This window comes from Pseudomonas sp. GD04019, from assembly GCF_029837695.1.
Taxonomy (GTDB): Bacteria; Pseudomonadota; Gammaproteobacteria; order Pseudomonadales; family Pseudomonadaceae; genus Aquipseudomonas.
In genome coordinates this window covers 150,653-174,106 of record NZ_JAOEEA010000012.1, presented here as the reverse complement: position 1 = coordinate 174,106, position 23,454 = coordinate 150,653, and the positions used below count along the sequence as shown (strand labels likewise).

Annotated in this window: 16 protein-coding genes and 1 other RNA gene; 6 read left to right on the top strand and 11 right to left on the bottom strand. The window is 67.0% G+C overall.

The features are described from left to right. Positions 1-10: 10 nt before the first annotated feature. The 6 genes from N7607_RS18960 to dnaX all read right to left on the bottom strand — a co-directional run bounded on the left by N7607_RS18960 (position 11) and on the right by dnaX (position 7,545). Positions 11-2,485 (bottom strand): TonB-dependent siderophore receptor, encoded by a 2,475-nt coding sequence (locus N7607_RS18960; protein ID WP_279924038.1) that lies wholly within the window; start codon positions 2,483-2,485, stop codon positions 11-13. Positions 2,486-2,595: 110 nt separating this feature from the next. After that, positions 2,596-3,549, bottom strand: coding sequence for a DUF4880 domain-containing protein (locus N7607_RS18955; RefSeq protein ID WP_279924037.1), 954 nt, complete (start codon positions 3,547-3,549; stop codon positions 2,596-2,598). 3 nt (positions 3,550-3,552) lie between these two features. Next, complete coding sequence (locus N7607_RS18950; RefSeq protein ID WP_279924036.1) at positions 3,553-4,056, bottom strand: sigma-70 family RNA polymerase sigma factor; 504 nt, start codon at positions 4,054-4,056, stop codon at positions 3,553-3,555. 199 nt (positions 4,057-4,255) lie between these two features. Beyond that, complete coding sequence (recR, locus tag N7607_RS18945; RefSeq protein WP_137972920.1) at positions 4,256-4,855, bottom strand: recombination mediator RecR; 600 nt, start codon at positions 4,853-4,855, stop codon at positions 4,256-4,258. Positions 4,856-5,041: 186 nt separating this feature from the next. After that, positions 5,042-5,368, bottom strand: a complete 327-nt coding sequence (locus N7607_RS18940) for a YbaB/EbfC family nucleoid-associated protein (RefSeq protein WP_003460931.1) — start codon at positions 5,366-5,368, stop codon at positions 5,042-5,044. Positions 5,369-5,391: 23 nt separating this feature from the next. After that, positions 5,392-7,545, bottom strand: a complete 2,154-nt coding sequence (dnaX, locus tag N7607_RS18935) for a DNA polymerase III subunit gamma/tau (protein ID WP_279867413.1) — start codon at positions 7,543-7,545, stop codon at positions 5,392-5,394. 195 nt (positions 7,546-7,740) lie between these two features. On the opposite strand from dnaX, the gene imuA reads away from it, so the two are divergent. From imuA to N7607_RS18920, 3 genes are read left to right on the top strand one after another with little or no spacing between them, the layout of a single operon-like run. Beyond that, complete coding sequence (imuA, locus tag N7607_RS18930) at positions 7,741-8,346, top strand: translesion DNA synthesis-associated protein ImuA (protein WP_279867411.1); 606 nt, start codon at positions 7,741-7,743, stop codon at positions 8,344-8,346. 7 nt (positions 8,347-8,353) lie between these two features. Continuing rightward, positions 8,354-9,760 (top strand): DNA polymerase Y family protein, encoded by a 1,407-nt coding sequence (locus N7607_RS18925; RefSeq protein WP_279867409.1) that lies wholly within the window; start codon positions 8,354-8,356, stop codon positions 9,758-9,760. Then, positions 9,757-12,834 carry an error-prone DNA polymerase gene (locus tag N7607_RS18920; protein WP_279867407.1) on the top strand — a complete coding sequence of 1,026 codons (3,078 nt, stop codon included), beginning with the start codon at positions 9,757-9,759 and terminating at the stop codon, positions 12,832-12,834. Before N7607_RS18925 ends, N7607_RS18920 begins: the two co-directional genes overlap by 4 nt. A 63-nt stretch (positions 12,835-12,897) precedes the next feature. Here N7607_RS18920 and ffs read toward each other — a convergent pair. Beyond that, positions 12,898-12,994, bottom strand: an RNA gene (gene ffs / locus N7607_RS18915) — signal recognition particle sRNA small type. A 92-nt stretch (positions 12,995-13,086) separates the two neighbouring features. Next, positions 13,087-14,721: a methyl-accepting chemotaxis protein gene (locus tag N7607_RS18910; protein WP_279867406.1), complete on the bottom strand. Its 1,635-nt coding sequence runs from the start codon at positions 14,719-14,721 to the stop codon at positions 13,087-13,089. Between the two features lie 216 nt (positions 14,722-14,937). Between N7607_RS18910 and N7607_RS18905 the strand changes: the two genes are divergently transcribed. Next, a complete protein-coding gene (locus N7607_RS18905) occupies positions 14,938-15,216 on the top strand; it encodes an HU family DNA-binding protein (RefSeq protein WP_279867405.1) in 279 nt (92 codons plus the stop codon). A gap of 134 nt (positions 15,217-15,350) precedes the next feature. After that, complete coding sequence (locus N7607_RS18900) at positions 15,351-15,659, top strand: TRL-like family protein (protein WP_279867403.1); 309 nt, start codon at positions 15,351-15,353, stop codon at positions 15,657-15,659. Positions 15,660-15,695: 36 nt separating this feature from the next. Here the strand turns inward: N7607_RS18900 and ligA are convergent, their stop codons facing one another. The 3 genes from ligA to smc form a co-directional block, all read right to left on the bottom strand. Further along, positions 15,696-18,053, bottom strand: a complete 2,358-nt coding sequence (ligA, locus tag N7607_RS18895) for an NAD-dependent DNA ligase LigA (protein ID WP_279867402.1) — start codon at positions 18,051-18,053, stop codon at positions 15,696-15,698. 68 nt (positions 18,054-18,121) lie between these two features. Then, entirely contained in the window at positions 18,122-18,928 is an 807-nt protein-coding gene (gene zipA, locus N7607_RS18890; RefSeq protein WP_279867400.1) for a cell division protein ZipA, read from the bottom strand. A 186-nt stretch (positions 18,929-19,114) separates the two neighbouring features. Next, positions 19,115-22,603 (bottom strand): chromosome segregation protein SMC, encoded by a 3,489-nt coding sequence (gene smc / locus N7607_RS18885; protein WP_279867399.1) that lies wholly within the window; start codon positions 22,601-22,603, stop codon positions 19,115-19,117. A gap of 186 nt (positions 22,604-22,789) precedes the next feature. On the opposite strand from smc, the gene N7607_RS18880 reads away from it, so the two are divergent. Beyond that, a complete protein-coding gene (locus tag N7607_RS18880; protein ID WP_279867397.1) occupies positions 22,790-23,422 on the top strand; it encodes a hypothetical protein in 633 nt (210 codons plus the stop codon). Positions 23,423-23,454 lie beyond the last annotated feature (32 nt).

The following is a 23,454-nucleotide window of genomic DNA, read 5'->3' as shown; positions in this document are numbered from 1 at the left end:
CTTCAGCGCATCAGAACTTCTGGGTGACGGTGGCCACCACGGTACGTTCCTCGCCCAGGTAGCAGGCGGTGGCCGAGTAGCAGGAGGCCACGTAGTACTCGTCGGTGAGGTTGTTGGCGTTGACCCGCACCGAAGTGCCCTGCAGGCCGACGTTGGCCAGGTCATAGCTGACCGACGCATCGAACAGGGTGTAGGACGGCACCTGGAAGTCGTTGAGATCGCTGCCCTCGCTCTCGCCCACGTAGCGCGCGCCGGCGCCGATGCTCAGGCCGGCCAGCAGGCCGTCCTTGAAGCCGTAGTCGGCCCACAGGCTGGCCATCTGCTCGGGGGTTTGGTACGGCGTATTGCCCTTGGCATCCACCACGCCGCCGAGAGCATCGAAGACGAAGTAGGACTTGCTGTACTCCACGTCGTTGTAGGTGTAGCTGCCCATCAGCTGCAGGTTGTCGGTGACCTGCACGCGGGCCTCCAGCTCCACGCCCTTGGAGTCGATGCCGCCGACGCCCTTGTACTCGTAGTCGTTGCTGAAGTTGTTCTCCTTGGCGAACAGGTTCTCCATCTCGATGGTGAAGAAGGAGATGGTGTACAGGTCGTCGGTGCCTGGCGGCTGGAACTTCAGGCCGGCTTCCCATTGCTCGCCGGTGGTCGGCTTGAGGATCTGCGCGCCATCGGAGTAGTTGGAGGTCGGGTTGAACGAGGTGGAATAGCTCAGGTACGGCGACAGGCCGTTGTCGAAGGAATACAGCACGCCGACATGGCCGCTGAGCTTGTCGCCGGTATTGGCATCCTTGGTGCCCTGCTGGTCGTCGTCGATGGAAACGTCATACCAGTCCTGACGCAGGCCGGCGGTGAAGTTCCAGCCGCCCAGCTCGATCAGGTCCTGCACGTAGAGACCAGCCTGTTTCTGCCGGCGCAGGGCATCGCTGACGGTGGCCAGATCGGCCAGGTCGTTGTTGTCGTAGACCGGGTCGAACACGTCGATCGGGCCGACGCTGGTGTAGTCGCGGTCGTAGCGTACCTTCTTCGAGTACTGGTAGTCGAGGCCGGTGACGACCGTGTGCTGCGCCGCACCAGTGGCGAATTCGGCCTGCAGCATGTTGTCGACGATCCAGGCGTGCAGGTTCTCCTCGCCGCCGCTGAAGCCGCGGGCCAGCTCGTTGCTGGTGGCGCTCAGGTAGCCGTTGCCCCAGACCTGGCTGTTGTCGCTGCTGGCGTCCAGGTAGCGGAAATTCTGCCGCGCGCTCCAGGTGTCGTTGAAGCGGTGCTCCAGCTCGTAGCCGAGCATCTGCTGGGTGCGGGTGAATTCCTCGACGCTCGGGTCGCCCTCGAAGAAGCTGCCGGAGATACGCTCGCCATTGCGCTTATGCAGGGTGCCGGAGGCCGGGGCGCTGCCGTGGTAGCCGCCGTTCGGGTCGTGCTGCAGGTAGGCGTAGAGGTTGAGCAGGGTGTCGTCGCCGAGATTCAGCATCAGGCTGGGCATCAGCGCGTAGCGGGTCTCCTCGACGTGGTCGACCTGCACGTCGGCGTCCTTGGCCAGGCCGACCAGGCGGTAGGCGACGTTGTCGTTGAGCGGGCCGGTGACGTCGAAGGCGGTCTGCTTGTAGTCGTGGCTGCCGTAGGACACATCGATGCGCGCGGCCTGTTCGAACTCGGGGCGCTTGGTGGTGAGTGCGGCCAGGCCGCCCGGGTTGCTGCGACCGTAGAGCACCGAAGACGGGCCCTTGAGCACATCGATGCGCTCGATGAAGTACGGGTCGATCTGCAGGCTGGTGAACGAGCCGGGATCGCCCATGGACTTCAGGCCGTCGATGATGATGTTGTCCACCGAACCATCGTTGATCCCGCGCATGGCCAGGTAGTCGTAGCGGTGGGTGTTGCCGTAGGGGTTGGTGAGCACACCGGCGGTGTAGCGCGTGGCCTCGGCGACGGTGCGCGAGCCCTGCTCCTCGATCTGCGCGGCAGTCACCACGGAGACGCTCTGCGAGGTCTTCACCAGCTCCTTGCTGGTCTTGGTCGCCACGCTGCTGTGGGTGGCGTTGTAGCCGTCCATGCTGCCCAGCGCGTTGCCCAGGGCGAAGCCTTCGACTTCGGTGGTTTCCAGCGACAGGCTGGTACCGCCCTCACCCGCCGCGCTCAGCGAATAGCCGCCGCTGGCGTCGCGCACCACCTGCAGGCCGCTGCCTTGCAGCAGCTGCGCCAGGCCCTCGTCCACCGAATACTGACCCTGCAGGCCCTGGCTCTGCTTGCCGGCGGTGAGCTGGCCATCGACCGCCAGGAGAATTTCCGCCTCGCCGGCGAACTGGCTCAGGGCGCTGGACAGCGGACCGGCCGCGATGGCGTAGCTGCGCAGGCTCTGCTCCGTTTCGGCGGCATGCGCCTGGCCAATCAGGGCCGGCTGCAGGGCGGCCAGCGGCATGGCCAGCACGGCGGCGCGAATGGCGCGGCGCAGGGTCTGAGGAGCCGGACGGTTGATGGTGCTACGCATGGAAATCCCCTGGGTCTGGTGAAAATGGCCGGGCGAAATCGCCCTTTGCCCCTAGAGCCAGGCGAGATGAAAAAAGGGGAACCACAAATGAAAAATATTTTCGCCTGCACTCAAACCGCAGCGGCGTTGCGTGGCTCGATGCTGATCCACCAGGGCAGCCGACGCACCACGCGCACCGGCAGGCTGGCTTCCAGGGCGGCATAGATGCGCTCCGGCTCGGCCAGGGGGAAGGCGCCGACCAGGCGCAGATCGGCCACTTGGGGATCACAGCCCAGGTGGCCGTGCTGGTAGCGCGACAGCTCGGCGATGAACTGGCCCAGCGGCATGTCGTCGGCCTGCAGAATGCCGTGGGTCCAAGCCTGCTGGCCCTGGCGCAGCGGCGCCGGGCGATCTACCCAGCGGGCATCGAAATAGGCCTGCTGACCCGCCACCAGACTCTGCCGGCGCGCACCGAGAATCTCCAACGCGCCGACCTGGGTCGAGACCAGGTAGCCGTCGTCCTGCTGGCGCACGGCGAAACGCCCGCCCTGTACACGCAAACGCGCATGAGCGGTTTCCAGCCACAGCGGACGGGCATCGTCGGCCGCCTCGATCAGCACCTCGCCGCGATACAACACCAGGCGCCGCAGATCGGCGGTGAAGTCCACGTCCAGCGCGCTGTCGGTGTTCAGCCACAGCCGGCTGCCATCGGCCAGCTGACTGCCACGCACCTCGCCCACCGCCGTGCGCTGGTTGGCCTGCCACTGCTGCCAGGGCAGCGTGCGGCCGGTCAGTGCCAGCAGGCCGCCGCCACCGATGATCGACAGCACCTTGAGCGCCTGACGCCGGTCCATGCCACGCGCCTGTAGCGCCGAACGCGCCGCCTGGCGTTGCGGCAGCCGCTCGAACTGGCCGCTGATGGTTTCCACCCGCTGCCAGGCCTGGCGATGCTGCGGCTGGGCGTCCAGCCAGCGTTGCCAGGCCTGGCGGTCCAGCTCGCTGGCGCGCTCATCGCGCAGCAGGGCGAACCAGTCGGCGGCCTGCTGCAGCACGACGAAGTCGATCGGGGAAGCGCTGCCGGCCATGGCTCAGTCCTGCTCCAAGGTCAGACAGTGCAACATGGCCTGGGCCATGTACTTCTTCACCATGCGCTCGGAAACGCCGAGCTTCACGGCGATCTGCGCGTAGGTCAGGCCATCCAGCTGGGCCATGAGGAAGGCGTCGCGCACCTTGCCCGGCAGGCGGCGCAGCATGGCGTCGATCTGCAGCAGGGTAGCCATGATCAGCTCGCGCTGCTCCGGCGACGGCGCGTATTGCTCCGGCTGCAGGGCCAGGGATTCCAGGTAGGCGCGCTCGATGGCCAAGCGTCGCCAGTGGTTGACCAGCAGCGAGTGGGCGATGGTCGACAGGTAGGCGCGCGGATCGCGCAGCGGCGTGAGGTCGCGCTCCTTGCTCAGCAGGCGCAGGAAGGTGTCCTGGGCCAGGTCCGCGGCGTTCTGCGCGCAGCCCATGCGCTGGCGCAGCCAGCCGTGCAACCAGCCGTGATGGTCGACATAGAGCTGTTGGAGGGCTTGCTGCTGAGAGGCCGCCATGGAAAACGTCTGCCACCGGGCATTGAGATGGCGCGAATGGTAATGCTTCTCAAGTGTCTTCCGCCAGCGGCGTCGGTGCTTTTTTGCCGTGCTTGCCGAATCGTTCGCGATAGGCGCTCGGCGGCACTGCATGCGGACAGAAGCGGCAAATGGATGCCTTACGGATGAGATCGGGCTGAACAGCCTGGCGAGCGGCGGATCAGCCGGAGATCGGTCGGCGTCCGGCCAGGGCATGGGCCAGGGTACCGCCATCCACCAGCTCCAGTTCGCCCCCCAGCGGCACGCCGTGGGCGATGCGCGACAGAACGATGCCCTTGTCGCCTAGCATCTGCGCGATGTAGTGAGCGGTGGCCTCGCCTTCCACCGTCGGGTTGGTGGCGAGGATGACTTCGCCATACTGGCTGGCGCCGATATGCGCCAGCAGCTCGGGAATGCCGATGGCCTCCGGGCCCAGGCCGTCGAGCGGCGAGAGATGCCCCTTGAGCACGAAGTAGCGCCCGCGGTAACCAGTCTGCTCCACCGCGAACACGTCCAGCGGCCCCTCCACCACGCACAGCAGCGCATCGTCGCGGCGCGGGTCGCTGCACTGCGGGCACAGCTCGTCCTCGCTCAGGGTACGGCAGCGCTTGCAGTGCCCTACCCCCTCCATCGCCGCCGCCAGCGCCTGCGACAGACGCATGCCGCCACTGCGGTCGCGCTCCAGCAGTTGCAACGCCATGCGCTGCGCGGTCTTCTGCCCGACACCGGGGAGAAGACGCAGCGAATCGATCAGTTGGCGGATCAGCGGGCTGAAGCTCATGGAACTCCTACGGACCTATAGCCCGGATGCAATCCGGGGAAACATGGCATCGGGCGCTCCCGGATTGCATCCGGGCTACGGGACCGAAGCTCATGGGGAAGACACCAAAGTGAAAAGACGATGTAGGAGCGAGCTCTGCTCGAACCAAGCGCTTCGCGAGCAGAGCTCGCTCCTACGGGTACAGGCTTAGAAAGGCATTTTGAAACCGGGCGGCAGCTGCATGCCGGCGGTCATGCCGGACATCTTCTCCTGGCTGTTCTGCTCGACCTTGCGCACGGCATCGTTAACCGCCGCGGCGATCAGGTCTTCCAGCACTTCCTTGTCTTCCTGCATCAGGCTGTCGTCCAGAGTGATGCGCTTGACGTCGTGGCGACCGGTCATCACCACGCTCACCAGGCCGGCGCCGGACTGGCCGGTGACTTCGGCGTTGGCCAGCTCTTCCTGCATCTTCTGCATTTTTTCCTGCATCTGCTGCGCCTGTTTCATCAGGCCTGCCATGCCGCCTTTCATCATGATGCTGTCCTCAGCTATCTAACTCAGTGAGTCAGGGGTTCGATGGAGTCGGCGCGGATCGACGCGCCGAACTGTTGAATCATCTGCTGCACCAGCGGGTCGTCGTGGATCGACTGCTCGGCCTGGCGCTGGCGCTCGGCACGCTTGCGCGAAGCGGCCTGGGCCGGGGTTTCCTGCTCCGGACGAACCAGCTCGATGCGCAGGTTGAGGTTGCGCCCCAGGTGCTGGTTCATCGCGTCGTTCAGACGGCGCTGCTGGGTGGCATTGAACAGCGCACTGTGCGCCGGGTCCAGGTGCAGCAGCCAGTCGTCGCCATTGGCTTCGATCAGGGTGCAGTTGGCGCCGATGTTGCCGGTCATGCCGGACAGCCCCAGGCGCGGGAACAGGTCGAGCCACTCGGCCGCCAGGCCGGTAGCCGGTTGCGCGGCCGGCAGCGGCTCTGCCACGGCAGCTTCGGGCTGGGCCGGTGCATCGAAATCGTAGTCGAGGCTGTCGGCGTCGGCCTCGTAGTAGTCGTAGTCACCGGGTGGCGGCTCGTCGTCATCGTCGGCCTCCACGCTGGCAACCGGCGCACTCGCAGCCACTTCGACCACCTGCGCCGCCGACTCGCCCAGCGGCAGCGCCACCGGCGTCTCGGCCGGGCCTTCGACGATAGCGGCCTGGGGCTCGACCGGAACCTGCGTCGGAGCGACCGGCAGGCTCTCCTCGACCGGAACTGGCGCGGCCGTTTCCCAGGGCACATCGACGACCGCGACAGGCTCGGCAACCGCCTCGACCATTGCCGCCGACTCGGCCGGCGGCGGTGCGATCACGGGAGTAGGCACAGATACGGGCGCTGGGGCAGCAACCACTGGAGCCGGAGCCGGAGCCGGAGCCGGAGCCGGAGCCGGAGCCGGAGCCGGAGCCGGAGCCGCGACAGGCTCGGGGGCAGGCACAGGCTGCGCAACAACCGGAGCAACCGGAGCAACCGGAGCAACGATAGTGGCCGGCGCGGCAACGGGGGCTGCGCCGGCCACCGGGGTCTTGTCGGAATCAGCTGTGGCCTTGCTGATCCCCAGATCCTTTAAAGGTGACCTCGGCGCACCGTCGGCATCCGCCGGGCGGAACGCCAGCATGCGCAGCAGCACCATCTCGAAGCCACCACGCGGGTCCGGCGCCAGCGGCAGGTCGCGGCGGCCGATCAGGCCCATCTGGTAGTAGAACTGCACATCCTCGGCCGGCAGCGCCTGGGCCAGCGCCAGCACCTTGTCGCGATCGCCCTGGCCGTTGTCCACCGCTTCCGGCAGCGCCTGGGCGATGGCCACGCGGTGCAGCACGTTGAGCATCTCGGACAGCACGCCGTTCCAGTCCGGGCCCTGTTCGGCCAGGTGGCGCACCGCTTCGAGCAGCGCGCGGGCATCGCCTTCCAGCAGCGCATGCAGCACGCCGTAGACCTGGCCGTGATCGAGAGTACCGAGCATCGAACGCACATCGCTCGCCACTACCTTGCCCTCGCCGAAGGCGATGGCCTGGTCGGTCAGGCTCATGGCATCGCGCATCGAGCCATCGGCGGCGCGGCCGAGCAGCCACAGGGCGTCTTCCTCGAACGGAATGCTCTCGGCGGTCAGTACGTGGGTCAGGTGCTCGACCACACGCTCCGGCGGCATGTTCTTCAGGGAGAACTGCAGGCAGCGCGAGAGGATGGTGACCGGCAGTTTCTGCGGGTCGGTGGTGGCGAGCAGGAACTTGACGTGGGGCGGCGGCTCTTCGAGGGTCTTGAGCAGCGCGTTGAACGAGTGCGTGGAGAGCATGTGCACTTCGTCGATCAGGTAGACCTTGTAGCGCCCGCGGCTCGGCGCGTACTGCACGTTCTCCAGCAGCTCGCGGGTGTCCTCGACCTTGGTGCGGCTCGCGGCGTCCACTTCGATCAGGTCGACGAAGCGGCCCTCGTCGATCTCACGGCATACCGAGCAGGTGCCACAAGGCGTGGAACTGATGCCGGTTTCGCAGTTCAGGCACTTGGCGATGATCCGCGCGATGGTGGTCTTGCCCACGCCGCGGGTACCGGTGAACAGGTAGGCGTGGTGCAGACGCTGGCTGTCCAGGGCGTTGATCAGGGCCTTGAGCACATGGGTCTGGCCAACCATCTCGCGGAAGCTGCGCGGGCGCCATTTACGTGCAAGAACCTGATAACTCATGAAAAACCGTCGCGGCTGGGATAGCGGAAGTGGCTAATCCTAGCGGAGCACCGGGCAAATTGCATCCGCCGCGGACAGCACCCCTCATCGGAGCGGGCTTGTCGACATGCGCCTGATCAAATACTGTTTTTATATACAGTATTTTAGCGACACTGCCATGCCCGCCCTCCCCACTCTTTCTTCCCGGTGCTCCGCATGAATGCATCGGTCATCGCCCTGGATCGCCTGCTCGACGAGCGCCGTGTCTGGAGGGGGCAACCCCAAGGCCAACCCAGCAGCCTGCAACCCAGTGGCCATAGCCGCCTGGACGCCGCCCTGCCCAGCGGCGGCTGGCCAGAGGCGGCGCTCAGCGAAATCCTTCTGCCCCGGCCGGGCCTGGGCGAGCTGCATCTGCTGTGGCCGACCCTGGCGCGCCTGAGCCAGGCCGGCGAGCGCCTGGTATTGATCGCCCCGCCCTACTTGCCCTACGCGCCGGCCTGGCAGGTGGCCGGTATCGATCTCCACTGCCTGGAGATCGTGCGCACCAACGAGGGAGACGCCCTCTGGGCCGCCGAGCAATGCCTGCGCTCCGGCAGCTGCGGTGCGGTCTTGTGCTGGCCGAGCCAGGCCAGCGACCGAGCCCTGCGCCGCCTGCAGGTAGCCGCCGAAACCGGGCAGACCCTGGGCTTCGCCTATCGTCCGGCCAGTGCCGCGCACAATCCCTCGCCCGCCGCACTGCGCCTGCTGCTGGAGGGGCCGGCGCAAGTGCGCGTGCTCAAGTGCCGCGGCGGCCTGGCGCCGGCACGCGCCATCGCGCTCTGAGGCCGAGATGCGCTGGGCCTGCATTCTCCTGCCGCAACTGGCGCTGGACCACGCACTGCGCCAGCGCGATGACCCGCAGGCGCCGCTGGCACTGCTCAGCGGGCCGGCCAATCGCCGCGTACTGCAGGCGCTCAACCCGGCGGCGCGCGAACTCGGCCTGCGCCCCGGCATGGCGCTGAACGCCGCCCAGCTGCTCAGTCGCGACTTCGCCACTGCCGACTACGACCTGGCCGCCGTGGAGCGCTGCCAGCAGTTCCTCGCCGCCTGGGCCTATGGCTTCAGCTCGCAGGTCAGCCTGCACTACCCACGTGCCCTGCTGCTGGAAGTGCATTCCAGCCTGGCCCTGCTCGGCCCCTGGCCCCGCCTGGAGCAACGGCTACGCACGGAGCTGGATGCCCTGGGCTATCGCCACCGCATCGTCCTGGCCCCCAATCCGGCCGCTGCCCGCGCCCTGGCCAATGTTCACGCCGAGCTGGCCGTCGACGAGCGAGAGCTGCCCCGGGCCATCGCTCAGCTGCCGGTCACCCGCGCCGGCCTGCCCGGCGAGATGGCCAGCGCCCTGACACGCATGGGCCTGCGCCAGCTGCGCCAGGTGCTGGAGTTGCCGCGCGAAGGCCTGGCCAGGCGCTTTCCATCCCAGCTGCTGGGGCACCTGGACCAGTTGCTCGGCCACCGCCCGCTGGGGCTGGACTTCTACCTGCCGCCGGACGAGTTCAGCACGCGCATCGAGCTGAACTTCGAGGTTGCCTCGCACCAGGCCCTGCTGTTTCCGCTGCGCCGCGCCCTGGGTGACCTGGCTGCCTACCTGGCCAGCCGCGACGGTGGCGTGCAGCGTTTCAGCCTGACCCTGGAGCACCGCAGCGGCGTGGCCACCGAACTCAAGGTCGGCCTGCTCGCCGCCGAACGCGATGCCGGCCTGCTCTTCGAGCTGACCCGCGTGCGCCTGGAGCAGCTGCAACTGCCTGCGCCGGTGCTGGCCCTGACGCTGACGGCCCGCGATCTGCCGGCCTTCGTGCCCGAATGCCGCGAGCTGTTCGATCCACGCCCCCAGCAGAACCAGAGCTGGGAGCAGCTGCGCGAGCGCCTGCGCGCCCGCCTCGGCGATGACGCCCTGCACGGCCTCAGTGCCCATGCCGACCCACGCCCCGAACACGCCTGGCGCCCTTTCTCCGGCAAGGCCATGGCTCTCGCCGATCGGCCGCGTCCGGGCTGGCTGCTGCACGAGCCACAGCCGCTGCGCGAACCGCTGGCGCGCATCCTCGCCGGCCCGGAGCGCATCGAGTCCGGCTGGTGGGACGGTGGCGACCTGCGCCGCGACTACTACCTGGTGGAAACCCGCAACGGCCAGCGCGCCTGGGTGTTCCGCAGCGTCGGCACGGACGAGCCGTTCCAGCTGCACGGGTGGTTCGCATGAACGGTTATGCCGAGCTGCACTGCCTGTCCAACTTCAGCTTCCAGCGCGGCGCCTCCAGCGCCCTGGAACTGTTCGAGCGCGCCCGGCGCCTGGGCTACCGCGCCCTGGCGATCACCGACGAATGCAGCCTGGCCGGTATCGTGCGCGCCTGGCAGGCGGCCAAGGAAAGCGGCGTGCCCCTGATCGTCGGCTGCGAGCTGCGCATCGACCACGGCCCCAAGCTGGTTCTGCTGGTGGAGAACCTGGCGGGTTACCAGCGCCTATGCCAGTTGATCACCCGCGCCCGTCGGCGCGCCGACAAAGGCAGCTATCGCCTACTGCGCGAGGACCTGTCGGCGCCGCTCGAAGGCCTGCTGGCGCTGTGGCTGCCCGACCGGCACAACGCGCAAGACGGCCACTGGCTACAGACGCTGTTCCCCCAACGCCTGTGGCTGGGCGTGGAGCTGCACCGCGGCCCGGACGATGCCGGGCGCCTGGCCGAGCTACTGGCACTGGCCGAGCACACCGGCATTCCCGCCGTGGCCTGCGGCGATGTGCATATGCACGCCCGTGGCCGCCGCGCCCTGCAGGACTGCATGACCGCCATCCGCCATCATCTGACCGTGGCCGAGGCCGGCCAGTACCTGTTCGCCAACGGTGAACGCCACCTGCGGCGCCTGGGCGAGCTGCGTGAGCTGTATCCTCCTGAACTGCTGACGGAGAGCCTGCGCATCGCCGAGCGCTGCCATTTCGATCTCGACCAGCTCAAGTACGAATATCCTCATGAGGTCGTCCCAGCGGGCCAGACGGCTACCACCTGGCTGCGTCATCTGGTCGAGCAAGGCGCGCGCAATCGCTGGCCGAATGGCATGACACAGAAGGTTCGGGATCAGCTGGAGAAGGAGCTGCAGCTGATCGCCGAGCTGGAGTACGAGAGCTACTTCCTCACCGTGCACGACATCGTCGCCTTCGCTCGCAGCCAGCACATCCTCTGCCAGGGCCGAGGCTCGGCGGCCAACTCGGCGGTGTGCTTCGTGCTCGGCATTACCGAACTCGATCCCTTACAGGAAGGCCGCCGACTGCTGTTCGAACGCTTCCTGTCACGCGAGCGCAACGAGCCGCCGGATATCGACGTGGATTTCGAGCACGAACGGCGCGAGGAAGTCATCCAATACGTGTTCCGCCGCTATGGCCGCGACCGCGCCGCCCTTACCGCCGTGGTCAATACCTACCACGGAGCCGGCGCCATCCGTGACGTGGCCAAGGCCCTCGGCCTGCCGGCGCAGCAGCAAGGCGCCCTGGCCGACTGCTGTGGCCGCTGGACCGACCGCCTGCCGCCGCCCGAGCGCCTGCGCGAGGCTGGCTTCGACCCGGAAAGCCCGGCGCTGCGCCGGGTGCTGGCGCTGACCGACGCGCTGATCGGTTTTCCCCGCCACCTGTCGCAACACCCCGGCGGCTTCGTCATCTCCGAGCGACCGCTGACCGAACTGGTGCCGGTGGAGAACGCCGCCATGGCCGAGCGCACGGTGATCCAGTGGGACAAGGACGACCTGGACGAGGTCGGCCTGCTCAAGGTCGACGTACTGGCCCTGGGCATGCTTACCGCCCTGCGCCGCTGCTTCGACCTGATCGCCCACTACCGCGGCAAGCGCTGGACCCTGGCGACGCTCCCCGAGAAAGACCAGGCCACCTACGAGATGATTAGCCGTGCCGACACCATCGGCGTGTTCCAAATCGAGTCGCGGGCGCAGATGGCCATGCTGCCGCGGCTCAAACCCAAGGAGTTCTACGACCTGGTGATCGAGGTGGCCATCGTCCGCCCGGGACCGATCCAGGGCGATATGGTCCATCCCTATCTGCGTCGTCGCAACGGTGAAGAAGAAGTCACCTACCCCAGCGAGGAACTGAAGAATGTCTTCGAGCGCACCCTGGGCGTGCCGCTGTTCCAGGAGCAGGTGATGGAGCTGGCGGTGGTCGCCGCCGGCTATACCCACGGCGAGGCCGACGACCTGCGCCGCTGCATGGCCGCCTGGAAACGTCGCGGCGGCCTGGAGCCGCACCAGCAGCGCCTGACCGAGGGCATGCTGGCGCGTGGTTACAGCGCCGAATTTGCCGCGCGCATCTTCGAGCAGATCAAGGGCTTCGGTAACTACGGCTTCCCCGAGTCCCACTCGGCCAGCTTCGCCCTGCTCACCTATGCCAGCAGCTGGCTCAAATGCCACGAGCCGGCAGCCTTCGTCTGCGCCCTGATCAACAGCTGGCCGATGGGTTTCTACAGCCCGGACCAGCTGCTGCAGGACGCTCGCCGGCACCAGGTCGAAATCCGCCCGCTGGACGTGCGCCACAGCGACTGGGATTGCAGCCTGGAGCCCGGCGCGGATGGCCAGCCCGCCCTGCGCCTGGGATTGCGCCTGATCCGTGGCCTGCGCGAGGAGCACGCGCGGCGCCTGGAGAGGGTCCGCCAGATGCAGCCCTTCAGCGATATCGCCGATCTCTGCCTGCGCGTCGACCTGGACGACCGCTGCCGCGCCCTGCTGGCCGATGCCGGCGCCCTGCAGGGCCTGGTCGGTCATCGCCACCAGGCGCGCTGGGCGATCGCCGGGGTGGAGCGCCAGGCGCCGCTGTTCGCCGAGCTGCCGGCCGCCGACGAGTCGCCGGTGCAGCTACCGCAGCCGAACCAGGGCGAGGACGTGCAGACCGACTACGCCATCATCGGCACCACTCTGGGCCCGCACCCGCTGACCCTGCTGCGCGACGACCTGCGCGCACGGCGCTGCCGCAGCTCGCGGGAGCTGGATGGGCTCAGCAACGGCCGCCTGGTCAAGGTCGCCGGCCTGGTCATCGGCCGACAACGGCCACAGACCGCCAGCGGCATCACCTTCGTCACCCTGGAAGACGAGCACGGCATGCTCAACGTGGTGGTCCGCCTCGAACTGGCCGAGCGCCAGCGCCGTGTGTTGGTTGGCGCCCGGCTGATGCAGGTAGACGGTCACCTGGAACAGGCCAGCGGCGTACGCCACGTGATCGCCGGCCGCCTGCACGACCTCACACCCCTGCTCGACGGCCTGGACGTGCGCAGCCGCGACTTCCACTAGGCACGACGAAGCGCGGAACGAGTCCGTTTGAACGAATGATTGGCGGGGAGAGATTGGAGGCGGCCCCACCAGCCACACCCCGGCACACGATGTTCCCGCTGTGGCTGCTTCCTTCCGGACCTGACCAGGTTGACGGGTAATCGTTGCGGGGGGACCGATGGGACCACCATAACGCAGCCCGTCAGGCGACGGGACGCGCCATTGTACTGGCAAACCGAGAAGTTACAACCACTTAGACGCGCAGACGGCGGATCAGACGCGGAACCGCCCGACCAGTTGCGCCAGCCCGTGCGACAGCTCGGACAGCCGCGCGCTGGCCTGGGTGCTCTGCTCCGAAGTCTGCGCCGCCTCGTTGGACAGGTCGCGGATATCGCTGATGTTGCGCGCGATCTCCTCGGTCACGCTGCTCTGCTCGTCGCAGGCATTGGCGATCTGCGCGGCCATGTCGTTGATCCGCGCCACCGAGTCGCCGGTGGCCGACAGCGCGCCGTCCACCCCCGCGGCGCGCTCCACGCTGTCGCGAGCCCGGGCGCTGCCCGAATGCATGGCCTTGACCGCGTTCTGCACGCCCGATTGCAGGCGCTCGATCATCTGCTGGATGTCCTTGGTCGACTCCTGGGTGCGCGCGGCCAAGGCGCGCACCTCGTCAGCCACCACGGCAAAACCACGGCCCTGCTCGCCGGCCCGCGCCGCCTCGATGGCGGCGTTGAGCGCGAGCAGATTGGTCTGCTCGGCGATGCCCTTGATCACCGCCAGCACGGCGCCAATATTGGCGGTCTCCTGTTCCAGGGTCTGGATGGTGTCAGAGGCGCTTTCGACCTCGTGGGCCAACTGGCGAATCGCATGGATGGTGGCACCGACCACCTCGGCGCCCTCGCGCGACTGCACCTCGGCGGTACGCGCGGCATCCGCGGCGTTCTGCGCGCTGCGCGCCACCTCGTGCACCGCAGCACTCATCTCACTGGCCGCAGTGCTGACCTGGTCTACCGCCGCGTGTTCGCTGCTGATCAGGCGGTCGTTGGCCGCCGCCATCCCAGCCAGAGTCTGGGCCGAGTCGGCGACCTCGCCGGTGACCCGACCTACCTCGCGGATCAGCGGCTGCAGCTTGTCGAGGAAACGGTTGAAGGCATGGCTGAGCTTGCCCAGCTCGTCACGCGAGAGCACATCCAGACGCACGCGCAGGTCGCCATCGCCATCGGCGATCTGCTCGATACGGTGCAGCAGATTGTGCAGCGGGCGAGTCACCAGCACCGGGAAGCCCAGCACCAGCACGGCACAGATCAGCAGGCCGAACACGGTGATGCCGCCCTGCTGCCAGCTGCGCTCCTCGCCCAGGGCAATGGCCAGGTTGCCTTCGTCGTTGGCCTCCTTGTCCTCCAGCTCTCCCAGCTTGTCGATGGAGTCACGCATGGCCTCGAACTGGGCCTCGCTGTCGCCGAAGCTGAGGGCCGAGGCGGCCGCAGGATCGCTGCCGATCAGTTCAAGCACCTTGGCCGAGGTGGCCTTCCATTGGGCGAAACCGCTGTCGAACTTGGCCACCAGGGCCATGGCCTCGGCGCCGGGCTGCATCTCTGCGTATTTATGCACGCGGTCGTAGGCCTGCTGGGCATTCTCCGCATGGGCCGCGCGCAAGGCCTCGACGTGCTCGCTGGCCGCCTCGTCGAGCAGGCTGCGTTCAGCAGTGAAGGCCTGATAGAGATCGCGGTCGGCATTCAATAGCAGACTGATGGCGGGCAGATAGCGGTTGGTCAGCTTGGTGCTGGAGTCGGCCACTTGACCGATGCCAAATACACCGAGCGTGCCCATCAGCACCAGCAGTACGGCCAGCAGCAGAATCGGCAGCGCGATCTTCCAGCGGAATCCGAGATCGGCGAATAGACGCAACATGGCAAGCTCCAGCGGGGTCGTCAGCAATATTGTTATGCCACTAAGCATAGACACTGCATGCACGACTGGCCGTAGGGGAATTCCAACGCGACCGGGTCGCAAAATAGCCTGCCCAGCCTCGGGAAAAACCTGACCCGCAGCCGCGTGGACAGCGACCGGGAAGATGAAGCCGCTTTGTGGTAGCTTGCCGGCCAAACCCTCTCACCGGAGCGCCCCATGGCCATCACCAAAGACCAGCTGATTTCCGACCTCGCCGAAGCCACCGACCTGCAGAAGAGCGACGTGCGCGCCCTGCTCGACCAGCTTGGCGACATAGTCGCGGATGCCCTGGAGAACGATGGCGAGATCAGCCTGCCGGGCATCGGCAAGCTCAAGGTCAGCGAGCGTCCGGCACGCACCGGTCGCAACCCGGCCACCGGCAAGGCGATTCAGATCGCCGCGAAGAAGGCGGTCAAGCTGGTGCCGGCCAAGGCGCTGCTGGACGGCCTCAATTAACGCGATGGAATTGCGCAGAATTTGAACCAGTCAACGCTGCGGGCAACCACGTTTGCTCCGCGGCGCCTCCTTGGTTAAGGTCGCCGCGAGCCCGGTGTTGGGCCGGGACATACCAAAAGCCAAGGATGCTAAAAATGCTGAAACGTATTCTGACTGCCACTGCCTTCGCCACCCTGCTGAGCGGCTGCGCCAACGGTCTGTCGCCGGTAGGCGTAGGCCTGATCACCGACGTTAAAGGTCCGATCACCGCCACCACCGCTCAGGGCGGCAAGCAGGGCACCTCCTGCGCCACCACCATCATCGGCCTGGTCAACAAGGGCGACGCTTCCATCGAAGCCGCCAAGGCCAACGGCAGCATCTCCACCGTTGCCACCGCCGACTACCACACCAAGGGCTTCTACCCCTTCTACGGCAAGACCTGCGTCAACGTCACCGGCCAGTAATGGTCAGGGCCCCGGCGTTCGCCGGGGCCTCTTAGCTCAAAGACCGTAGCCGGCCAGCAGCTGCAGAAATTCCGCTTCGTCCATCACCTTCACGCCCAGCTCGCTGGCTTTCGTCAGTTTGGAGCCGGCGCCAGGCCCGGCCACCACGCAGTGGGTCTTGGCCGATACCGATCCCGCCACCTTGGCGCCCAGGCCTTCCAGCTTGTCTTTGCCGACATCGCGGCTCATGGTTTCCAGCGTGCCGGTGAGCACCCAGGTCTGCCCGGCCAGCGGCAAGCCCTCGACCACCCTCTTCTCGCTCGCCCAGTGCATGCCGAAGTCACGCAGCTGCGCCTCGATGCGTGCGGCGCGCTCGGCATTGGCTGGCACATCGAAGAAGTCGCGCAGGGACTTGGCGGCCTTCTCGTTGAGGCGCTCGACCTGGCGCAGGTCCAGCCAGTCGGCCTTGATCACGCCCTCCAGGCTGCCGAACTTGGCCGCCAGCTTCTCGGCACCGGTGGCGGCGATAAAGGGGATGTTGAGCTTGTCGATAAAGCCGGGCAGGGTCGCGCAGGCGGCGAACTCGGCGCTGAGCTCGCCCTCCTCCTGCAGCTCGACGCCACGCGCCAGCAGCTCGTCGATGACTTTGAGGTTGTGCGAGTCGCCGAAGAAGTTGTGGATCTCGAAGGCCACCTCCAGGCCCACATCCGGCAGGTAGGTCAGCACTTCCGGCAGGGCCTGGCGGATGCGCGCCAGCGAGCCGAGCGCGCGGGCCAGCAGCTTGGCGGTCTCCTCGCCGACATCTGGGATGCCTAGGGCATAGATGAAGCGCGCCAGGCTCGGCTTGGCGCTGGCCTTTATCGCCGCCAGCAGGTTGCGGGTCGACAGGTCGGCGAAGCCTTCCAGCACCACTACCTGCTCGTAGGTCAGGGTGAACAGGTCGGCCGGCGAAGCTACCAGCCCGGTGTCTACCAGTTGTTCGACGATCTTGTCGCCCAGGCCTTCGATATCCAGGGCGCGGCGCGAGGCGAAGTGAATGATCGCCTGCTTCAGCTGGGCACCGCAGGCCAAGCGGCCGACGCAGCGGTAGACCGAGCCTTCGCTGGTGGTCTCCTTACCCTTGGCGCGTTTGACCAGCTGGGTGCGCTCGACGGCGGAACCGCACACCGGGCACTGCTCGGGCACGTGCACTTCGCGGGCGTCGGCGGGGCGGCGCTCGGTCACCACCTGCATCACCTGGGGGATCACGTCGCCGGCGCGGCGGATGATCACGGTGTCGCCGATCATCAGGCCCAGGCGCGCCACTTCATCCATGTTGTGCAGGGTGGCGTTGGCCACGGTGACGCCGGCCACCTTGACCGGTTTGAGGCGCGCCACCGGGGTAACGGCTCCGGTACGGCCGACCTGGAACTCCACGTCGAGCAGCTCGGTGAGTTCCTCCTGGGCAGGGAACTTGTGGGCCAGCGCCCAGTGCGGGGTGCGCGCGCGGAAGCCCAGCTGCTGCTGGTCCTCGATGTTGTTGACCTTGAACACCACGCCATCGATGTCATAGGCCAGGCCCATGCGCCGCTCGCCGATGTCGCGGTAATAGTCCAGGCAGGCCTCCACGCCCTTGGCCAGCTTCAGCTCGCGGCTGATCGGCACGCCCCAGGCCTTGAGCTGCTGCAGCATGCCGACCTGGGTGGCCGGCAGCTCGCCGCTGACCTGGCCGACACCGTAGCAGCAGAACTCCAGCGGGCGACTGGCGGTGATCTTCGGGTCCAGTTGACGCAGGCTGCCGGCCGCGGCATTACGCGGGTTGGCGAAGGTCTTGCCGCCACTCTCGGCCTGGCGCGCGTTGAGCTCGTCGAAGCCGGCCTTGGGCATGTAGACCTCGCCACGCACTTCCAACAGCGCCGGCCAGCCTTCGCCCTTGAGCTTCAGCGGCACGTTGCGGATGGTGCGCACGTTGGCGCTGATGTCTTCGCCGGTGCTGCCGTCGCCACGGGTGGCGCCGCGCACCAGTTGGCCGTCGCGATACAGCAGGCTGACGGCCAGGCCATCGAGCTTGGGCTCGCAGCTGTATTCCACCGCGGCGCTACCGCCGAACAGATCGCCACCGGAGAGACCCAGGCCGTTCTGCACGCTGCGGTCGAAGGCACGCAGGTCTTCTTCCTCGAAACCGTTGCCCAGGCTGAGCATGGGCACCTCGTGGCGCACCTCGCCGAAGGCGCTCAGCGCCTCACCACCGACGCGCTGGGTCGGTGACTCGGGCGTCACCAGCTCCGGATGCTCGGCCTCCAGGGCCTGCAGTTCGCGGAACAGGCGGTCGTACTCGGCGTCCGGCACGCTGGGCTCGTCCAGCACGTAGTAGCGGTAGTTGTGCTCATCCAGTTCGGCACGGAGGTCGGCAATGCGTTGGGTGGCGTCGGTCATGGTGCGGGTGTCCTTGAAAACGACAAGAGCAGCCTAGGCTGCTCTTGGGATTGCATGCGGTGAAGCGGTCAGCGCTTGCCGGCGAGCTGCTTCTTGCGCTCGAACTCGACGATGCGTTGACGGTAATGCTCGATGGTCTGCGCGGTCATCACGCTGCGCTGGTCGTCCTTCAGCTCGCCGTTCAGCTCGTGGGCCAGCTTGCGCGCGGCGGCGATCATCACGTCGAACGCCTGCTTCGGATGGCGCGGGCCCGGCAGGCCGAGGAAGAAGCTCACCGCCGGGGTGTAGAACAGCTCGAAGTCGTCCAGGTCGAAGGTGCCCGGCTTGACGCCGTTGGCCATGGAGAACAGCACTTCACCGTTACCGGCCATGCTCTCGTGGCGGTGGAAGATGTCCATCTCGCCGAAGCGCAGGCCGCTCTCCAGGATGTTCTGCAGCAGCGCCGGGCCCTTGAAGCCGTCGGCATCGCGGGCGATCACGTTGATCACCAGCACTTCCTCCACCGGTAGCGCTTCGCGGGCCTGGGTGGGCAGCTCCTCGTCATCTTCGACAGGAATCAGCAGGGTTGGCACCGGCTCGTCGGCGTCCAGCCCCAGGTCGCCCTGTTTCGGCTCGAGGTTGCGCTTGCGGTTGAGCTCGCTGGCGCTGACGGTGGGCATGTCCGCTTCGTTGAATTCGGGTTCGCGCTTGCGATCGATGACGCGTGCGGGGCCAAGCAGGTCGGGATCGGCATCGTCGTCGGGGAGGTTGCTGAAACTGTGGTCCAGCTTGAACTTCAGCTTGCCACTGCCCCCACGCATGCGGCGCCAGCCATCAAACAGAATGCCGACGATGACGATGACACCGATGACGATCAGCCAATAGCGCAGCTCCATGAAACTCCCAAGCCCCTGAACGATGAAAAATGTAATGAAAATAAGGGCTTCCTGCCCCTTTGGAACGCGAACAACTGTATGTTTCTACAGATATTTTTCGCGCGTAACAAAAGTGAGGCCTAAGCTAGCACGACGAACGGTAAATGTGCACCGTTGCAAGGCATTTTGCCCCGCTTAATGCCTGGTTCAGGCCTCCACCAGCGTCATCGCCTCCTCGACATCCACCGCCACCAGGCGCGAGCAACCTGGCTCGTGCATGGTCACCCCCATCAGTTGATCGGCCATCTCCATGGCGATCTTGTTGTGGGTGATATAGATGAACTGCACCGTCTCCGACATCTCCTTGACCAGCCGTGCATAGCGGCCGACGTTGGCGTCGTCGAGCGGCGCATCCACTTCATCGAGCATGCAGAACGGCGCCGGGTTCAACTTGAATATCGCGAACACCAGGGCCAGGGCGGTCAGCGCCTTCTCACCACCGGACAGCAGGTGGATGGTGCTGTTCTTTTTGCCCGGCGGGCGCGCCATGATGGCCACGCCGGTATCCAGCAGGTCTTCGCCGGTCAGCTCCAGGTAGGCGTGACCGCCGCCGAAGACCTTGGGGAACAGCGCCTGCAGGCCGGAGTTGATCTGATCGAAGGTCTCCTTGAAGCGGTTGCGGGTTTCCTTGTCGATCTTGCGGATGACGTTTTCCAGGGTCTCCAAAGCCTCCACCAGGTCGGCATTCTGCGCATCCAGGTAGCGCTTGCGCTCGGACTGCTGCTGGTATTCGTCGATGGCCGCCAGGTTGATCGCCCCCAAACGGGCGATACGCCCCGCCAGCTGCTCCAGCTGCTGGTCCCAGGCCGCTTCGCTGGCCTCGGTGGGCAGCGTGGCGAGCACCCCGTGCAGGTCGTAGCCGTCTTCCAGCAACTGATCCTGCAGCGCCTTGCGCCGTATGTTCAGGCCCTGCCAGTCCATGCGCTGCTGTTCCAGCTGGCCACGCAGCAGCTGCGCCTGCTGCTCGGCCTGGCTGCGCCGCTTCTCGGCGTCGCGCAGCTCGCGGTCGGCATCTTCCAGCGCCAGGCGCGCGAGCTTGAGCTCGTCCTCCACGCCCATGCGTCTTTCCAGCAGTTCCTCGAGCTTCATGCGCAGCTCTTCCAGCGGCGCGGCGCCCTCCTCCAGATTGAGATTGAGCTGCTCGCGGCGCTCGATGGCACGCTCGAACTGCAGCTCCAGGCGCTCCAGGGCCTGGCGCGTGGACTCATGCTGGGCGCGGATGCTGCCCAGGCGCACCGCCAGCTGATGGGCATGGTCCTTGTGCTGGCGCGCCTCCTGGCGCACCCGGTCGAGGCGCTCGCGCAGCTGGTCGCGGCTGGCCAGCAGAGTCTCGCGCTGCTCGGTGTCGGTGGCCATGGCATCCAGCGCGTCCTGCAGGACCAGGCGCGACTCGCCCAACTGTTCCTGCTCCAGCTCGCGCTGCTCGGCGGCCTCGCCCTGCTCTTCCTCCAGGCGACGACGACGCAGGGCCAGCTGCTCGGCCTTGGCCTGGCCGGCGGAGAGTTTGGCCTTCAGCTCGCCCTGACGACGCGCTTCATCCTGCACCAGACGGCGCTGCTGTTCGCGCGCCTCTTCCTGCTGGCGCTGTGCGGCCTGCAAGCGCTGCAGATTTTCCTCGAGATCAGCCAAGGCCGCTTCGCGCTCGTCACGCTCGGCCTGCAGCCGCTCCAGCTCCTGACCGCGCGCCAGCACGCCGCTCTCGGCCTCGCTGGCTCGCCGCACACGCAGGAACTGCCGGCCGACCCAGTAGCCGTCGCGGCTGATCAGCGACTCGCCATCGCCCAGTTGCAGGCGCTGGGCCAGGGCCTGATCCAGGCTCTCGACCGGGCGCACCTTGCCCAGCCAGGGCGCCAGGTCGATGCTGGCCTCGACCTTGTCCAGCAGGCTGCCGGCGATGCGCGCGCCACCGCTTTGCGGGTTGATCAGGCGCAGTTCGCCCTGGTCGAAGCCGTTCAGGTTCAAACCATTGAAATCATCCAGCAGCACGGCCTGCAGATCGGCACCCAGCACCGTCTCCACGGCCAGTTCCCAGCCGCTCTCCACGCGCAGGCCCTCGGCCAGGCGCGGACGGTTGCTCAGTTGCTGCTCGCGCAGCCATTCGGCGGCGCCCTTGCCGGGATTGAGCGCGGCCTGCTGCAGCGCCTCCAGCGAGGCAATGCGGCCGTTCAGCCGCTGCAGTTCGCCCTGGGCCTGTTGCTGGGCCTGGCTGGCCTGCTGCAGTTCGCCACGCAGCTGTTCAAGGCGCTCGGCCTGGCCCTCTTCGGCGGCGTGCAACTCGTCCAGCTGCATGTCGCTGACGGCCAGTTGCTCGGCCAGCTCGAGGATGGCGGCGTCTTCGGGATCGGCGGCCAGCTGGGCCAGCTCGTCGCTTAGGCGGCGCTGACGCTCGACCAGGCGCTCCAGGCTTTGTTCCAGCTGGGCGATGCGTGCCTGCTGCACTTCGGCCTGGCGACGCGGCTCGGCGCTGCGCTGGTTGAAGCTTTCCCACTGTTCCTGCCAGCCGTGCATGGCGCCTTCGGCCTCTTCCAGGGCGGCGGCGGACTCCTCGGCGGCGGCGCTGGTCAGCTCCTGTTCGGGTTCGAGCATGGCCAGCTCTTCACCCAGGGTGGCCAGCAGGGTGCGGTCGTGGCCCAAGTGTGATTCGGTTTCCAGACGCGCGCGCTCGGCCTCGTTGAGATCGTCCTGCAGCTGGCGCAGACGCTGCTGGCCATGCTGGATGCTCTGCTCGACGCGGGCGATGTCGCCGCCCACTGAGTAGAAGCGTGCCTGGACCTGGTTGAAGCGTTCGGACAGCTCATGATGGCCGTCGCGCAGCCGCTCGATGCTGGCGTCGGCGCTGCGCTGCTCGGCCACCAGGGCCTCGTAGGCCACTTCCTGGTCGCCGATCACCTGCTCGCGACTGCCCACCTGCAGGTTCAGCGCCTGCCAGCGCAGGGCCGACAGCTGGGCCTTGAGCTGGCGCTCCTCGGCCTTGTATTCCTGGTACTTCTCGGCGGCCTGGGCCTGGCGATGCAGGCGTTCGAGCTGGCGTTCCAGCTCTTCGCGCAGGTCGGTCAGGCGCGCCAAGTTTTCCTGGGTGCGGCGGATGCGGCTCTCGGTCTCGCGGCGGCGCTCCTTGTACTTGGAGATGCCGGCGGCCTCCTCGATGAAATTCCGCAGATCCTCGGGCTTGGCCTCGATCAGCTTGGAGATCATGCCCTGTTCGATGATCGAGTAGCTGCGCGGGCCCAGGCCGGTGCCGAGGAAGATATCGGTGATGTCACGCCGACGGCACTTGGTGCCGTTGAGGAAATAGGTGTTTTGCGAGTCGCGGGTCACCCGGCGGCGGATGGAAATCTCGGCGAAGGCGGCGTATTCGCCGACCAGACTGCCGTCGGAGTTGTCGAAGATCAGCTCGATGGAGGCCTGGGTCACCGGCTTGCGGGTGTTGGAGCCGTTGAAGATGACGTCGGTCATCGACTCGCCGCGCAGGTTCTTCGCCGAACTCTCGCCCATCACCCAGCGTACGGCGTCGATGATGTTGGACTTGCCGCAGCCGTTGGGCCCGACCACCGCCGCCATGTTGCTGGGGAAGTTGACCGTGGTCGGGTCGACGAAGGACTTGAAGCCCGCCAGCTTGATGCACTTCAGGCGCATGCCAGGGCCTCCGCGGGCGCGGATCGGGAAGACTGCAGAACGCGGCTATCCGCTGCCATGAAGCTCATGGATTTCCTTGGAAAAGGGGGGCAAATCTGGGGGTCGGCGGAGTGTATCACAGGGTTTTTCGCGGCCAAGAGCCGCGCCCGCGCTATGCTGGCGGCCCCGATTCTGGCGAGGTGAAGGATGCTCTCGGAAACACGCTGGCAAGCACTCTGGCAGGAACTGGGCGGCTCGGCACCGAACGGCAGTTACGCCGAGCTATCGGCGGCCTATGCCGCGCCGGACCGCCACTACCACGGCATCAGCCATATCCAGGCCTGCCTGGCCCATCTGCAACGCTGGCAGCACTTGGCCAGGGACCCCGCGCTGGTGGAGCTGGCCCTATGGACCCATGACCTGGTCTACGACACCCGCCGCCAGGACAACGAGGCGGCCAGCGCCGAGCGCGCCTGCCAGTGGCTGGAGGACGCGGACCTGGGCGAACGGAGCGCGGCGCTGCGCGAGATGATCCTCGCCACCCGCCATCAGCAGGCGCCGGAAGACGCCGATGCGGCGCTGGTGGTGGATATCGATCTATCGATTCTGGCGAGCGGTGCAGAAGTGTATGCGGGCTACGAAGCGGCCGTGCGCGCCGAGTATGCCTGGGTGCCGGAGCCGCTGTTCCGCGCCGGCCGCGCCAAGCTGTTGCGCCAGTTGCTGGATACACCGGCGCTCTATCACCATGCGCCGCTGGCGGCGCTATGGGAAGCGCCGGCCCGGCGCAATCTGGAGGCGGCGCTGGCCGCTCTAGAACCTATTCCGAATCTTTTGAGCTAGAGCCAGGCAAGGCGAAATGGGGTGAGGACGCG